We start from the raw sequence: 14,790 nt of genomic DNA, 5'->3' as shown, positions 1-14,790 counted from the left end.
ATTTACCTCTATTAAAATTTAAGACTGTCTCCACCAGGCGTCCATTTATAAAACTTCCCACTGGGAGTACCTAAATACCCTGTATAATTTGATACTCCTGATCTACTTGCATCAGTACGTATACCAGCATAATCAGCTGGTGAAAATTTATCAACATCAAAATTATTATTAGGTTCAGATACTTTATTCTTATATTTATCTTTATATGCTCCATGTGTATGATAATCTCCAACTACAGTAGCACATTTTGGAAGTCTATTTTTTGATTTATGTGGGTTAGACCGTTCAACTGTTCCTATTCTAGCCTTCGTATACCCATACGAACCATCTGGCATTTTATATATTAGACCCGCATATTCTTTATTAGAATATATAGACTGCGGATTAAAACGCTTTAAAGCTGCTCTTGCTGCCGCTTCAGCAGTCGGGAAACCGCCTACAGATGCTTTTCTAAGTCCAACTGGATCAACCCAAGCAATCGGATTAGGCGCATACTGATAAAGATTATCCCCACCCAACAACCCAATCGGATCCTGATTACTAAACCGTCCACTATCCGCATCATAATAACGCATTAAATTATAATGCAACCCCGTCTCAACATCATAATACTGATTCTGAAACCTAAACGGCTGGTGACCTTGCTGTAAGTTATGCTCTTCGCTTACTTTACCCCAAGTCTGATATTTGGCATACCAACAAGTACATCATAGGTTAGAATTTTGAATTATAAATAGGCAAACCTAAGTCGTTATATTGGTAAGTAATAATATTTTAGAGTTAAATTACTTCATTTTAATAAGCCAATCGCCACTATTTAACCTACAATCTTCAGCTTCATATTCTGTCCATAAGTTTTTATTATCTGATTCATTATTCTGAATTCAGAATAACCAGTGTTGACATCAGGAAGGATGATAATTCTATCAATTTCATTTTTAAATTTTAAAGAATTTAATTCATTTGCCATTTTAATCAAAAAATCCACATTTGATAAAAGTAATTTATCATTTTTATTACAAGCATTTATTTTATATTTCTTTAACATATCAATTAATTCGTCCATATATTACTTTCCTATATAAATTGTTACTTTATTACCCTGAGGAGTAAGTACATTAATATGTGGAATGGTTTTATGTGGATGCCCATCTGGTAAACCACGTTCATCGTATTGATACTGGGTAATATTACCTTGTGGGTCGGTGACTTTGCTTAAGTTACCTTTAGCATCGTACTCATAAGTGGTGCTGTTGCCTTCAGCATCCATAATTTCCACTGGCAAACCGACGATGTCTTCATGATAAATAATATCGGTTTGTGTTCCCGCCGCATCAATCGAGCTGGTTAAGTTGCCCATATCATCATAATAAAAGCGGGTGGTGCGCCCCAATGGGTCGGTTTGGGTCATCACTTGCCCAAAGTCATTGCGCTCGGTATGGGTTTCATTGCCCAATGCATCAATTTCTAAGATAACTTCTTGATGGGTGTCGTAGCCAATGACCTCTGTGTGGCCGAATGGGTTGGTAATAATGGTGCGTCCGATTTGGTAATCAAACAGCCATTGTTCGTCTAAATTGGTCCAACTGAGTTTGACTCTGCCTTTAAGATGGTATTGGTCATATTCATAATAAGACTCAAAGCCATCAGGTTGCCCATTGTATAGCTATGTCTGTTTATACATAATTTAATTTTGAATAGCCACTTTTTCGCTAAACTCGGAATTGTCTAAGAAAAAGTCAAAAGATGAAGCAAGTTTTTTAATGAATAGATCATCATATAATAGCCATAGATCGCCATCAATATGATTTATAAAGATAAATCCCCCTCCTTCATCTTTTCCTATTACAAAAGATTTTTGTATTTCACTTTTGCTTAAACCTTCACCTGAGAATTCAATACTTTTATAGTATATTTCTTCATTACTAAGATACTCGAAATTATGAAAATTTGGGGAGTAAGATTTAGCAAATAACGCTTTCTGACCCCAAAATGTGTATTCTTCCCCGCCATCTATGTCTTTAACATTTTCTGTGTTAAAAAAATAACATATATTATTTGTTTCATTCTCAGACAGAAATTTAATATAAGATTCAGGAAGATTAAACCCTTTAAGTTGCTCTTTATCCATGATGTCATTTTCCTTTACATTTTTTTTTATAACATTTTCCTTGAGCTGCAAATTGATCTCTTGCTCTTTTTTTCCAGTTGCCGGCTTTGTCGTATTGGTAGCTGCGTTTAACAGGGCCACTGGCAATCAGCAGTTTATTTTTGTTTTTAAGGTCTAAATCTTGTGCAAACGAGGCAACTTGTTGTTTGATTCGCCCCATGGGGTCTAAATCGTAGAAGCTCGTCAGTTTGCCTTGGCTACGGCTGATTTCTCGGTGTAAATCGTCCGACAGCATCTCATCTCATCCCGTAAAACTCCCAATTAAAGCAATTAGCTAGTTCGTCAGACACAGAAAATTCATGTTTTTGTTTTATACTTGACAGCTTATCCTCTATTATATTTCTAACATCTGACCATACATAACTATTCAATAACAAAATTTTTTGTATCTCTGGAATAAATTGCTTTTTCTCCTTTAAAGCCATTATTCCTTCAGGTGTTGCAACAATTATTGTATAAATATCAGAAGCTTCATTACCCACAAAACCAATATTCATTTCTAGCAAATAATATACTAAATTATCCTCTGGCTCCCAAATCCATGGTTCTCCAATATCAGGGGACCAATAATATTTTACTTCTAATTGGTTAGTTGCTCAAGTATATCGCGTTCAAAGCGGTGTTCAATTAAGGTGGTGGCTTCACCATTAGGGTGAATCACTTGTCCTTGTTCATATTGGGTCACCAGTTCTATTGTTGTGTTATTTAATTAAGAGTTAGGGGGATCCCTTAAAAATTATATTAAATAAAGATTCGCATTCTAATTTTCTATTTTTACTTATACCTTTATGCTGTATACAAGCATCTTCGTATTCTATAATTCCAGAAATGGTTAAGTTAGATAGATAATTATCAATGATTGATAAGTCAATGCTTGGAGGTACATCTAACGAAAAATAAGTGGAATTTGTTGAGGAAGAAGTGAAACAACCTAATTGTTGAATTTTTTTTAGGATAGAGTTTAAGTTTTTTTGATTAAATACATATACTCTAAAAGTTGAATGTCCTCCTCTTTGAGTTATTTTACTCACAAAATATTCCCCTTGTTCAAGGTGGAAAATTACACTATCTCCTTTACTAATTCCATAGATATAAAAGGGAATATTGTCAATAATATAATGGTTTTCATTATTTTTTTTAGTCCAAATTGATTCATAATCTGTGGGAGGATAACCATTTTTATCTCTTTTTAATGGAAAAGTCACTTTTACGTATTCATCATTTACATTCATTTTCAGCCTCTTTTTTTACTATGATTTGGCTTATAACCCAATTATTCTATTTATCGCTTTATAGTTTTTACCACCAGGAATATTTGATAATTCTCGATTACATGCTCTACATAATTGTTTCCCATTATTTACTGTATTAGCACCACCTAAAGAGTCTGGATCTATGTGATCAGTTTGCCAATCTGTTTTTTGGGGGAGTTTCACCTCTTTTAGATTTTTTGGGCTTAGTCATCGTAACTTTGCAACGTTCACATTTTGGGACTCCAAAAAATTTAGTATTTTCTTCAATAAGTTCATTTTTGACTTTTTTAGTGAATTTTGCTAATCCTAGCGGGTCAATCCACGCTAAAATATTTGGCGCAAATTGATAAAGGTTATCGCCCCCGTATAACCTAATCGGATCCTGATTAACAAATCGCCCACATTCAGGCTCATAATACCTAAATAAATTATAATGCAAACCCGTTTCATTGTCATAATACTGATTTTGTAGTCTAAAGGGTTGATGAGTAGGTAACACGTTTGTTTGGTTTTCTACCTTACCCCAAGCTGAGTATTGTCCATACCAAGCTAAATCACCCATCTCATTGGTCATTTCTTTAGGGATGCCGATTTGAGCTGTGTGTAGATAATTAAAGGTAATGCTGTCTGTTTCATTGTCTTTTATTGTTTGTTCAATGGGTACAAAGCTATCGGTATCTTCATAAATATAACTAAAGAGGCTATTGCTTTGTTTATGTTGTCCTTGTTGTAGCTTTACCCCATCCCAAACAAAGCGTATTTGCTGTTGAGTTTGATTTTTGATTACTAGTTTATCGGTAATTTGCTTACTGATTCGTCTACCAAAAGCATCATAAGCATATCCCCAAGTTTCGGTTTTTTGTTGGGGTTTTCAATATGCGCTAAGGATAGCTGATTTTCATTTAATATAAAAAATTTCTTTTAGATAATACAAGAGTCATTTATGTTGAGGTAATATTGAAAGGGTTGAATGAGCTTCAATTTTTAGTTTTGCGTTTTCAAGAGCATTTTTTAAGTTTTCTGAAATTATTGGATATAAAAAAATTACATTTTTTAGAAAAAAATAATCGAATTCATTTGTATTATTGCAATCAATTGCTATAGATTTAGGTACTTTGACAAGCTTTGGGTTTCCTTCTTGATATGATTTGAGTATAAGCTCTTTCCCCCCATAATCTGAATTATTATAATCAAAACAACCTTGTCTAGACAGTGAATGTAATAACCAAAATTTCTTTTTTACAGGTTTGTTGTTTGAGTATTTGCAATCAGTTGGTATTAGTACGGTGTCAGATTTGAAGTTTTTAAGTATATTCGCAAACTCATCAGAAATTAAAATAACGTCAAATACAATTGCAAAATCCATATCCATTATCTTTACATGAGGCTTAAATCTTATATTTAACAATCTATCCTTGGATAATGGGACAATGGGCTCACCTATATCGTAATAGCCTTCTAATGGTGGTTGGAAGTTAAAATCGGCATCAAAAAAATTTTTGTCTGAATAATCAGATGATAGATAATAATACATCTTATTCCTTTTATTTTGCTTAACATGCGCTACATTTTGAATGTTTTATTTTTCTAGGCTCTTTATTTGTTAAGATTAAAGATCCATTATTTAGCCCCATCCTCATTGCCCTATCAGCTTTTGTGTGACATCGTAAATTAATCAGTATATTGTTAAATCAAATGATATCTGCTTTCCATTTTTCATCCGAGCTGGACCATACTTTGATGTTGTTGAGTAGCCAAATGCCTTCCACTTTTTTAAATCTAAATATCCTTTTTCTCTGAAAACTGTCTTCAGTTGGATGCTTTTTGAGAGTAAATACGTCAGCTTGGGAACCATTTACTTAAATTTGAATAGTTTGCTCATTTTCTAAATCAAATTCATAAGGCCATCCATAAGATAGAGGTTCACTATATATTCTTTTCCTTTTAGTTAGATAAATATCAAAAATTTCATTGCGTTTTTTTACTTGTTCACTTATCCATACAGGAGTAAAAGCTTGTTCTGTTTTTTTTTCAGAAAATGTGTCTGCTTCTCTCTCCCAATCACACATTGCTATAAAAAATTGTTCAAAACGTTTGATAATTTTGTGTTCTTCATTATTTTCTAACATTTAGCATCCTCCATCTGGAATATTTGGAAATTTGTCACGTTCTACTAATTTGCCATTTTCATCAAATACCTTATAAATTACTCCTGTTGGTCTTTTACCTTTTCCCCCCTCCAATAAACTCCCAAACCAAAGTATAATTTTTATTTGGATTTGTTTTAACTAGATCAGCAACAACACCTTCAAATTTATTATATTTTCTGCGATTAATGCCTAACAACTAGGCAAACATATTTCGATTGTAGTTAGAGCCACCTAAATTTTTTCCTAATATATGTCCTGCATCATCTTTGCAATTACCGCATTTACCAGTTTTTTTTTATATATTTTCTTTTTTTATCAGTGGTTTTTTTCCTGTTTTAAGATCCGCATTACTGATAGTTACTCGAGCGATAGTACCATTTTTGCTCCATTTAGGCTTTTTATGTAATCTTAGGATATCAACCCACCCTATAGAGTTAAAAGCAAATTGATAAAGATTCTCTCCACCTAACAATCCAATCGGATCCTGATTAACAAACTTGCCACATTCAGGCTCATAATATCTAAACAGATTATAATGTAAACCCGTTTCATTGTCATAATACTGATTTTGCAGTCTAAAGGGTTGATGAGTAGGCAATACGTTCGTTTCGTTTTCTACCTTACCCCAAGCTGAGTATTGTCCATACCAAGCTAAATCACCCATCTCATTGGTCATTTCTTTAGGGATGCCGATTTGAGCTGTGTGTAGATAATTAAAGGTAATGCTGTCTGTTTCATTGTCTTTTATTGTTTGTTCAATGGGTACAAAGCTATCGGTATCTTCATAAATATAACTAAAGAGTCTATTGCTTTGTTTATGTTGTTCTTGTTGTAGCTTTGCCCCATCCCAAATAAAGCGTATTTGCTGTTGCGTTTGATGGTTGGGCCTTTCTATATGAGCCCGAGACAGTTGGTTTTCATTATCATAGGTTAAGTATAATATTTCTCCATTCGGTTTCTCACGTTTAATGAGGTTACCTAATTCATTATAATGGTATTTAATCTCATTATAGATTTGCGTTCGATTAGCATGGGTATTAATTGGTCGACTATTTGGGTCATCCTTAAGCGGTGACCAAGTCTTGTCTGCCATCATGCGGTCATAATAAGATTTGTCTTTAGCTGATTTTTGTGGTTGGTTGGCTTGTGGTTCTTTTTGTGTTGTCTGGTCAATCAAATTATGTGCAGGGTCAAAGGCGAAAGTTTCTTTGCCTGCTTTGAGGATTTGCCCCAGTTTATCATACACATAACTGGTGGCACCGGTTCTTAAATCCGTACTTTGTTTTAAGTTACCTGCTTTATCATACAGGTAACTGCGTTTGACAGGGCCACTGGCAACGAGCCATTGGTTTTTGTTTTTGGGGTTCAGTTGGGTTTGTGACATTTTATTTCGCCTTAATGGCGACTTCATTTTTTTGTTTGCCCAAAAAAACGAAAGCAAAAAAAGGGGCCCCTATACCATTGCCCTAACGGGTGCTTGATTTTAACTTTAAATAAGAGGCGAGTATGGAAACTCGCTGCTAACACAGCTCAAACAGCCATACTCTTATTCCCTCTTATTTAAAGTCAAAATCAACAATGATAAAAGGGATAATTCGTTAGCGTATTTTGTTATGGTAAATTCAAGTATAAATTTTTATAGTTGGTCTCTTATTTATTTTAGAATTTGTTACTCTAAATATGGCAAATCATAGCTTTCACCGTACCATTCCATAGAGTAACTGTTTATATAGTTGCAAAAAGAGATAATATCCATCTCACAAGTTACGTCAGAGTGGGTAACTGGAAAAATAACAATCTTTATGTTCTGCTCAATTAAGTCTGGAACATAATCCAGCAAAAACTCTTCTAACTCTAATTTTTCTGCTTGAGCTGTACCCCAATTACCACCAACATTCATTTTTGCAAAGCATTCTGCTGGCCAAATAGGTAATAAATATACATTTTCTTCTTTATTCTCATAAGTAACCCAACCATCATCATCTAAAAACCAGATTTCTTCTTGCTCTATAATTCTTTTCATTGCATACTCAAAACGTTTTTCTGATGAAAGCTTTAATACTGATTGAATTTCTTTTTCGTGTAATTTCATGGCTTATAAAATCCTTAGCATAAATTAGTTAACCTATCTGATTTAATTTTATCTTCTGTCCTACCTTCACATTTATTAGAGCCTTCCCGTGGTTGTTTTCGACCTTGATTATCTTTTTTTATGTTGTAGTCTATGTAAACTTTTTGTATTGAGTTCAGTATATGTATAATTAAACCCTTTTTTACTCTCATAGCCACGCCAGTGAGCTAAATCAAATCCTGGGGGAAGCCTGAGTTTTGCTACTTTACCGTTTTTAGCTAATGTTGCTACTCTTCGTATTTCATTTTTTACCCATCCTCGAATTGATTTAGAAGCTTTGCAATCAGTTGCTAATGCACGTATCCTTGCTTGTTTTCCAGCATAGCTTCTTAACCCCAGTGGATCGCTCCAATTATTTGTGTTTGGGGCAAACAGATAACTATTATCTCCACCTAACAACCCAATTGGGTCCTGATTAACAAATTTCCCACACTCAGGCTCATAATATCTAAAAAGATTATAATGCAACCCGTTTCATTGTCATAATACTGATTTTGAAACCTAAACGGCTGATGAACCTGATGGATATTTAAAGCCTTACCCAGTTTTACCCAAGCCTGATATTCTCCAATCCAACTGAGCTCCCTGGTCTCGTCTGTCATTTCTTTTGGGATGCCTATCTGGTCTGTATGTAAGTAATTTAAATTAATACTTTCTGTCGAGTAATCTTTTACCCGCTATGCAACCCTGTCTCAACATCATAATACTGATTCTGAAACCTAAACGGCAGGTGGCCTTGATGTAAGTTATGCTCTTCGCTTACTTTACCCCAAGTTTGGTATTTCGCATACCAAATCAATTCGCCTTTTTCATCGGTTAATTCTTTGGGTAAGCCTACTTTATCCGTATGTAGATAATTAACTTGTGGCTCTTCTTGCTCTGACTCTAAAACAATTTGGGCTAAGGGTTCAAACCCTTCTTCTCGATAAATATAACTAAAGGTTCGTTTATGGGTACGTTCTTATAGTAACCGTGCACCATCCCAGATAAATTCGGTTTTGTTTTCTGATGAATTATTTTGGATTTGTTCTTTTCTGATCCGACGACCAAATACATCTTAGGTGTATTGCTAGTTTTCTTCTTTGCCTTTGGGGTCGATAAGAGTCGCTTGTGCAAATTGTTGAGTGCTAAGTTTCTATCCTTTGCCTCTTTCCTCACCATACTATCGTAATAGTAAATAATCCCTTGATAGCTTTGCGCTCGATTGGCTTGTTTGTCTATGGGCAAAACTTCAGGATCATCTTTTAACGGTGACCATGTGGGGTCACTAAGCACCTGTTCGTAATAAGCTTTGTCTTTTATGGGTTGTTTGGGCTTAGCTTGGCTGTTTTCTTGCGCATCAATGATATTATGCGCTGGGTCAAAGGCAAACTGTTCTTGCCCTGCTTGGGTAATACGCCCTATTTTGTCATAAACGTAGTGTAGATTGCTGCCTCTATTGTCTGACATGTGGGTTAAATTACCCGCTTTGTCGTATTGGTAGTTGCGTTTCACAGGGCCACTGGCAATCAGCAGTTTATTTTTGTTTTTTAGGTCGATGTCTTGTTCAAAGGTGGCTATTTGCTTCTTCAAAAAAATTAAAAACTACAATATTTTCTTCATTTCTACCAACACAAAAAACAATGTTATTAAAATAAATAGAATTAAACTTCTTTTTTATTTCATAACAAACTGAAAAATATAATCATGGTCATCTCTATAAGAGATATTTATACTATCGGTTATAAATATGTACCACTTAAAGCTTTTGTCAAACACATAAGAATATTCAAAATTAATTATATTTTTATTTGAATTAAATATCTGAAAAATTTCATTTCTATTAGTACAAAAAATTGGGAGTTGTCGTTTTCCTAATTTATAATGTCTCAAAACAAAAACATCTTCACTCATTATTCCATCTTGCTCTAATAAAATATCTCTCGTCTCAATAGAGGCTCCCTCTCCTGTCCCCTCAAAAGGGGTCTTCAAATAGAACTTCCTAAACTTTTGCTTTATTAATACTTTATTAGTTTTATCATAAAAATCTACCCACCCAATATTTCCCTGAAAAAATTTAAAAATTAAATACTTGGTTATCCTCTCTGACACTTGTTCATCAAGCAAAACACCAGGAGCAAAATCAACAATTTCTAACACTGTTTAATCCTCATAAAAAATATGACCTTTTCTTCGTCCATTTTCAGCCTTCCAATTAATATGATTGAGATCATTTCCGACACTAGTTTCCCCATCTTTCCAACGTTCAGATGAACACTTCCACTTTTTCGTCTTTCTATCTCTCCCTGGTTGTGGTTTATGGTTTTGGTATCCATCAGTATACTCTTCCTCCGTATACATCTTTCTCCTATTTAAATTCAATCCCGCATCTTCCATTAATAATTGTGCGTCTTTTCTATTAGCCACTCTAATATCCCCAATCCCTTCATTCTTAGGAGATTTGACAGCTGCAATCCAATCTTTCGTGCCACGTTTAATAATAGGCATATCACTAGCCATATTATATGCTATTTTTGTAACTCTACTAATTGGGTTTAAGCCTAAAAAGTCAACCCACCCCAGCGGATTAGGCGCATACTGATAAAGGTTCGTTCCACCCAGCAACCCAATCGGATCCTGATTGCTAAACCGTCCACTATCCGCATCATAATAACGCATTAAATTATAATGCAACCCTGTCTCAACATCATAATACTGATTTTGAAATCTAAACGGTTGGTGGCCTTGATACAGGTTATGCTCTTCGGTTACTTTACCCCATGTTTGGTATTTGGCATACCAAATTAATTCGCTTTTTTCATCGGTAAGCTCTTTGGGTAAACCGACTTGATCAGTATGTAGATAATTAACTTGTAGCTCTTCTTGCTCTGCCTCTAATACAATTTGGGCTAAAGGCTCAAAACCCTCTTCTCGATAAATATAGCTAAAGGTTCATTTATCAGTGGTTTCTTGTAATAATCTGGCACCATCCCAGATAAATTCTGTTTTATTTGTAGATGCATTATTGTGAATTTGTTCTTTTCTGATCCTCCGACCAAATACATCATAGGTATATTGCCAGTTTTCCTGTATGCCTTTTAGGTCGGTAATAATTGCTTGGGCAAGTTGTTGGTTTAGGATGTAATTAAGTGCTAAGGTTTTATTCTTAGCTTCTTTTCTCACCATATTACCCAGCTCATCATAATGGTAGGTAATACCTTGATATGTTTGTACTCGATTGGCTTGTTTGTCTATGGGGGATATTTCTGGGTCGTCTTTTAAGGGTGACCATGTGGGGTCACTGAGCATCTGCTCGTAATAAGCTTTGTCTTTTATTTGTTGCTTTGATTTTGGTTGGCTGTTTTCTTGCGCATCAATAATATTATGCGCTGGATCAAACGCAAATAGCTCTTGCCCTGCTTGGGTAATACGCCCTTGTCATAAAAATAGTGTAAATTGCTGCCTCTATTGTCTGACATGCGGGTTAAATTACCCACTTTATCGTATTGGTAGCTGCGCTTAACGGGGCCACTAGCAATCAGCAGTTTGTTTTTGTTTTTCTTGTTCAAATAATGAGGCAACTTGTTGTTTGATTCCCCCATTGGGTCTAAATCGTAGCAGCTGGTCAGTTTGCCTTGGCTGCGGCTGATTTCTCGATGTAAATCGTCCCGCTCAAAATCACTGACCACTTTTACCGTCTATATTGATTTGGTGTAAATAACCACTACCATCATAGAGTTAATTAATGGTTTACAATGATTTGCTCTGTGGGTAACTCGATAATCTAATCGATCAAAAAAATATTATTACTACCATCAGAATAACCTATTTAGGAGAAATATTCTTAGAAATAAAATTATTTACAAATTGATTATAAAAAATTTATTTTTTACACACCCAAATCCACCCTTCATGATGAAAGAAAAATGCTACTCCCTCATCTTTGCATATAAGTAAGCTTTCACAAGAACTAGTTTTATTAATTTGATTCCAATCAATAGGACTCATAATAGAAATACCGCTCCAATACTCCAAATAAACTCCTCTATTAATTCCTTTATCTTGAACAGTTTGAAAAAAAATTTCCTCAGCATTATTTTCATATAAAATACAATTTTCATTAAAATCATTTTCCATCCCATTAAAGTCAGCAAATTTTTCCCATTTTTTTGTTGACAAATATATCCATCTCTCTTGCCTATTTTTTGCAACAAATGTCCTAACAAAATATAAAAAGTCTTCCATATACTATTCCTTCCTAAAACAAATAATGGACGTTAACATTTGCATCATCTTTTTCCCCGGCATGAAATTGAGTTCTGTGCGTTTTTGCGAACAATCGGTTAAGGCAATAAGTTGGTGTTTATGATCGTACTCTAACTGGGTTTCACCCCCTTTGGCGTTTTGGATCACCACAGGCAAACCTAGGTGGTTATACTGGTATTCCGTCACATTTTTTTGCTGTCGGTGACGCTCTTTAGGTTGCCTTTTTCATCATAGGTGTAATCGGTACTGTTGCCTTGCGCATCAATTGTCTAAATATGTATCTTAAAAATAATCATATGGGTAAATTTCATATAAGTCATCACTTATGCAATTAATAGCTCTTTTAAGATCTTCTTGTCTGTCAGGGCTATCAAAATAATCTGGAGTATTATCAAGCTTTTCCTCAAAATCATATAAAGTAAACCCTAAACATAAAAATTTCTCAAAACTTATTTCTAAATTTAAACAAGATTGTTTTTTGAATTCTCCAAAATCATGATTACACCAAAGTATACTGTCAGTATTATCTAGAAACCAAAAATCACCTTGACCAGATGCTCCAATTAACCATAAATCTTTTTTATTTACTTGTGGATTATCTTCGGTAAACATACGGTTGTATTTTATTGCTTTTTCATAGTCATATAAAATAATATCAGGCACAATTTCAGAAAGGATATATTTTTTAATTAGTTCCAAATAATATAAGTTTTCACAAAATATGCTATCGATTTTTTTTATCTCATGTTCTCTTTTTTTGAAAAAATCATTTGGGATGGTTTTAATCATTTCTTTGATCCTTACATTTGTCACATTGTATTTTTACTGCTTTCGCATTATGTTTTGATATGCGTCAGCAGTTTGTTTTTTCCTTATTTAAGACAAATATCCGATTCAAATTTTAATCGAACTTCTTCTATATCTTTAAGCAATTCATCAGATTCAGCACCCCCTTGCTCTTTTGATTTCATTGCCCACAATTGAGACTCATTTACCTGTGTCATATCATTTAATAACAAAGAATAGATAAATTAGCTATTACTCTTTGATAAAACCAATCATAATAAGAGTCAAAACCAAACGCATTTAATTATTTGATTTTATTTAATTTAAATGTCTATTATTCATTATAACCTTAGGATATATGTATATAGCGCATCAATCTAACTATTTATATTTTTTTCCTGTTAGAATCAACACATTATATCTAATAAAGGTGTCATCATGGAATTAATCATAAACGTCTCAATCTTTGCTATTATTTTAATGATTTTGATGTTAGTTAATCGAGAAAAAACAAAATGGAGTTTAGCAAGAAAAGTCCTAATCGGTTTGGTTATTGGGGTTATATTTGGTGCAATTTTACAAGTAATTTATGGCGCAGACACTAGCATAATTAAAGAATCCATCAGTTGGTTTGACATTGTTGGTAGTGGTTATGTGAAATTATTACAGATGATAGTTATGCCACTTATTTTGGTTTCGATTTTAAGTGCGGTAACTAAATTACATAACGCTTCATCATTAGGTAAAATTAGCAGTTTAACCATATCAACGTTATTAATCACCACCATGATTGCAGCAGCAATTGGTATCACAATAACCTTATTATTTGGATTAACTGCCGAAGGCTTAACATCTGGCACGCAAGAAGCAGCTCGATTGGCAACACTTGAAAACAGTCACGTTAAAACGTTAGAAAGTTTAACCGTGCCTCAAATTATATTGTCGTTTGTTCCACAAAATCCATTCTTAGACCTCACAGGAGCAAGAGCAACATCAATCATTAGTGTTGTTATTTTTGCTGTCTTTTTGGGTGTTGCGGCATTAAGAGTCTTCCGAGATGATCAAGAGAAAGGACAACGCATTTTTAATGGTATTGAAGTATTTCAGTTCTGGATCATGAAATTAGTTCGAGTTGTGATTCAATTAACGCCTTATGGTGTATTTGCTTTAATGGCAAAAATGGCGGCAAACTCAAACATTAATGACATAATCAAATTAGGTAGCTTTATTTTAGCGTCATATATTGCCATTGGTATTATGTTCTTAGTGCATTCGGTTATTGTTTCATTTACTGGCGTGTCACCATTACAATATTTTAAGCGTATTGCATCGGTCATGGCATTTGCATTTACCAGCCGTTCTAGTGCAGCATCGATTCCACTCAGTGTGGAAACACAAACTAAACGTTTTGGTGTTTCCAATAGTATTGCTAGTTTTGCTGCATCATTTGGTGCAACAATCGGTCAAAATGGTTGTGCTGGTATTTATCCAGCGATGCTTGCTGTTATGGTTGCCCCAACTATCGGTATTACGTTAGATATTCATTGGCTTATGATGTTAGTGGTTGTCGTTACCATTAGCTCTATTGGTGTTGCGGGCGTAGGTGGCGGAGCAACTTTTGCCGCATTAATTGTGCTACCAATTATGGGATTGCCGATCGAACTGATTGCGCTATTAATCTCAATTGAACCATTAATCGATATGGCAAGAACTGCCTTAAATGTAAGTGGTTCAATGACAGCTGGAATTGTAACAAGTAAAATATTAGGTCAAACTGATACAAATCAAATTGAAGAAGAATAGTATTATCACAATAAGCGATATGTATAATGATAAATCGCTTATTGTGGCAAACATTGACCAATCCCCCAATTTATTGACTGAAAACATAAGGTCGGTAAAATGCACGCGCTCAAAATGAATTACTTTTCAGCTACTTGTAATAGTCTATTTAAGCCTGTTATATCATGACTATTTGCTTATTTCTGATGAAAATACAAATATCTTGTAAACAAACTAGTATTACCCATAGTACCTTATTCCTCGTCAGAAACG

The 14,790-nt window shown here is 34.2% G+C and carries 24 protein-coding genes and 1 pseudogene; 1 reads left to right on the top strand and 24 read right to left on the bottom strand.

Annotation, left to right across the window (positions count from 1 at the left end; genetic code table 11):
* Window positions 1-11: 11 nt before the first annotated feature.
* From IPMB12_RS12170 to IPMB12_RS06815, 24 genes and pseudogenes are all read right to left on the bottom strand, one after another.
* A complete protein-coding gene (locus tag IPMB12_RS12170) occupies window positions 12-518 on the bottom strand; it encodes a DUF4329 domain-containing protein (protein ID WP_407704079.1) in 507 nt (168 codons plus the stop codon).
* A pseudogene (locus IPMB12_RS12270) lies at window positions 513-626 on the bottom strand (RHS repeat-associated core domain-containing protein); the annotation flags it as partial. The pseudogene IPMB12_RS12270 and the gene IPMB12_RS12170, both read right to left, overlap by 6 nt.
* Before the next feature lie 191 nt (window positions 627-817).
* Entirely contained in the window at window positions 818-1,066 is a 249-nt protein-coding gene (locus IPMB12_RS06925; protein ID WP_166916256.1) for a hypothetical protein, read from the bottom strand.
* Between the two features lie 3 nt (window positions 1,067-1,069).
* Complete coding sequence (locus tag IPMB12_RS06920; RefSeq protein ID WP_166916254.1) at window positions 1,070-1,456, bottom strand: RHS repeat domain-containing protein; 387 nt, start codon at window positions 1,454-1,456, stop codon at window positions 1,070-1,072.
* Between the two features lie 231 nt (window positions 1,457-1,687).
* On the bottom strand, window positions 1,688-2,131 hold the full coding sequence (locus IPMB12_RS06915) for an SMI1/KNR4 family protein (RefSeq protein WP_166916252.1): 444 nt from the start codon (window positions 2,129-2,131) through the stop codon (window positions 1,688-1,690).
* 4 nt (window positions 2,132-2,135) lie between these two features.
* Window positions 2,136-2,405 carry a hypothetical protein gene (locus IPMB12_RS06910; RefSeq protein ID WP_166916250.1) on the bottom strand — a complete coding sequence of 90 codons (270 nt, stop codon included), beginning with the start codon at window positions 2,403-2,405 and terminating at the stop codon, window positions 2,136-2,138.
* A 1-nt stretch (window position 2,406) separates the two neighbouring features.
* Window positions 2,407-2,709, bottom strand: a complete 303-nt coding sequence (locus tag IPMB12_RS06905; protein WP_407704078.1) for an Imm8 family immunity protein — start codon at window positions 2,707-2,709, stop codon at window positions 2,407-2,409.
* A 177-nt stretch (window positions 2,710-2,886) separates the two neighbouring features.
* Complete coding sequence (locus IPMB12_RS06900; protein WP_166916248.1) at window positions 2,887-3,402, bottom strand: DUF4265 domain-containing protein; 516 nt, start codon at window positions 3,400-3,402, stop codon at window positions 2,887-2,889.
* 30 nt (window positions 3,403-3,432) lie between these two features.
* A complete protein-coding gene (locus tag IPMB12_RS12265; protein ID WP_166916246.1) occupies window positions 3,433-3,606 on the bottom strand; it encodes an HNH endonuclease in 174 nt (57 codons plus the stop codon).
* A complete protein-coding gene (locus tag IPMB12_RS06890; protein WP_166916244.1) occupies window positions 3,572-3,985 on the bottom strand; it encodes an RHS repeat domain-containing protein in 414 nt (137 codons plus the stop codon). The genes IPMB12_RS12265 and IPMB12_RS06890 overlap by 35 nt, the downstream gene beginning before the upstream one ends.
* Before the next feature lie 375 nt (window positions 3,986-4,360).
* The gene (locus tag IPMB12_RS06880) at window positions 4,361-4,957 is read right to left on the bottom strand and encodes a hypothetical protein (RefSeq protein ID WP_166916242.1); all 597 of its coding nucleotides are present in this window, start codon (window positions 4,955-4,957) and stop codon (window positions 4,361-4,363) included.
* Window positions 4,958-5,282: 325 nt separating this feature from the next.
* Window positions 5,283-5,552, bottom strand: coding sequence for a hypothetical protein (locus IPMB12_RS06875; protein WP_166916240.1), 270 nt, complete (start codon window positions 5,550-5,552; stop codon window positions 5,283-5,285).
* A gap of 316 nt (window positions 5,553-5,868) precedes the next feature.
* Complete coding sequence (locus IPMB12_RS06870; RefSeq protein WP_166916239.1) at window positions 5,869-6,957, bottom strand: RHS repeat domain-containing protein; 1,089 nt, start codon at window positions 6,955-6,957, stop codon at window positions 5,869-5,871.
* Window positions 6,958-7,242: 285 nt separating this feature from the next.
* Window positions 7,243-7,665: a DUF2750 domain-containing protein gene (locus IPMB12_RS06865; protein ID WP_166916237.1), complete on the bottom strand. Its 423-nt coding sequence runs from the start codon at window positions 7,663-7,665 to the stop codon at window positions 7,243-7,245.
* 108 nt (window positions 7,666-7,773) lie between these two features.
* Window positions 7,774-8,172: a polymorphic toxin type 8 domain-containing protein gene (locus tag IPMB12_RS06860; protein WP_208293447.1), complete on the bottom strand. Its 399-nt coding sequence runs from the start codon at window positions 8,170-8,172 to the stop codon at window positions 7,774-7,776.
* A complete protein-coding gene (locus IPMB12_RS12260) occupies window positions 8,097-8,306 on the bottom strand; it encodes a hypothetical protein (protein WP_208293446.1) in 210 nt (69 codons plus the stop codon). Before IPMB12_RS12260 ends, IPMB12_RS06860 begins: the two co-directional genes overlap by 76 nt.
* 68 nt (window positions 8,307-8,374) lie before the next feature.
* Complete coding sequence (locus tag IPMB12_RS12255) at window positions 8,375-8,599, bottom strand: RHS repeat domain-containing protein (protein WP_407704077.1); 225 nt, start codon at window positions 8,597-8,599, stop codon at window positions 8,375-8,377.
* 5 nt (window positions 8,600-8,604) lie between these two features.
* Window positions 8,605-9,276 carry an RHS repeat domain-containing protein gene (locus tag IPMB12_RS06850; protein WP_166916235.1) on the bottom strand — a complete coding sequence of 224 codons (672 nt, stop codon included), beginning with the start codon at window positions 9,274-9,276 and terminating at the stop codon, window positions 8,605-8,607.
* A gap of 84 nt (window positions 9,277-9,360) precedes the next feature.
* Window positions 9,361-9,843, bottom strand: a complete 483-nt coding sequence (locus tag IPMB12_RS06845) for a hypothetical protein (protein WP_166916233.1) — start codon at window positions 9,841-9,843, stop codon at window positions 9,361-9,363.
* A 3-nt stretch (window positions 9,844-9,846) separates the two neighbouring features.
* Window positions 9,847-10,587, bottom strand: coding sequence for an RHS repeat domain-containing protein (locus IPMB12_RS06840; protein ID WP_228720411.1), 741 nt, complete (start codon window positions 10,585-10,587; stop codon window positions 9,847-9,849).
* Between the two features lie 48 nt (window positions 10,588-10,635).
* Entirely contained in the window at window positions 10,636-10,992 is a 357-nt protein-coding gene (locus IPMB12_RS06835) for a hypothetical protein (protein WP_166916231.1), read from the bottom strand.
* A gap of 23 nt (window positions 10,993-11,015) precedes the next feature.
* Entirely contained in the window at window positions 11,016-11,372 is a 357-nt protein-coding gene (locus IPMB12_RS06830) for a hypothetical protein (protein ID WP_166916229.1), read from the bottom strand.
* 193 nt (window positions 11,373-11,565) lie between these two features.
* Window positions 11,566-11,928, bottom strand: a complete 363-nt coding sequence (locus tag IPMB12_RS06825; RefSeq protein WP_166916227.1) for a hypothetical protein — start codon at window positions 11,926-11,928, stop codon at window positions 11,566-11,568.
* A gap of 303 nt (window positions 11,929-12,231) precedes the next feature.
* Window positions 12,232-12,738 carry a hypothetical protein gene (locus IPMB12_RS06815; RefSeq protein ID WP_166916225.1) on the bottom strand — a complete coding sequence of 169 codons (507 nt, stop codon included), beginning with the start codon at window positions 12,736-12,738 and terminating at the stop codon, window positions 12,232-12,234.
* Window positions 12,739-13,173: 435 nt separating this feature from the next.
* Here IPMB12_RS06815 and IPMB12_RS06810 point away from each other — a divergent pair, with 435 nt between their 5' ends.
* Window positions 13,174-14,538 (top strand): L-cystine transporter, encoded by a 1,365-nt coding sequence (locus tag IPMB12_RS06810; protein WP_166916223.1) that lies wholly within the window; start codon window positions 13,174-13,176, stop codon window positions 14,536-14,538.
* Window positions 14,539-14,790 lie beyond the last annotated feature (252 nt).

Source organism: Zophobihabitans entericus, assembly GCF_011745665.1.
GTDB classification, from domain to species: Bacteria; Pseudomonadota; Gammaproteobacteria; order Enterobacterales; family Orbaceae; genus Zophobihabitans; species Zophobihabitans entericus.
This window is presented reverse-complemented; position numbering and strand designations above follow the sequence as displayed.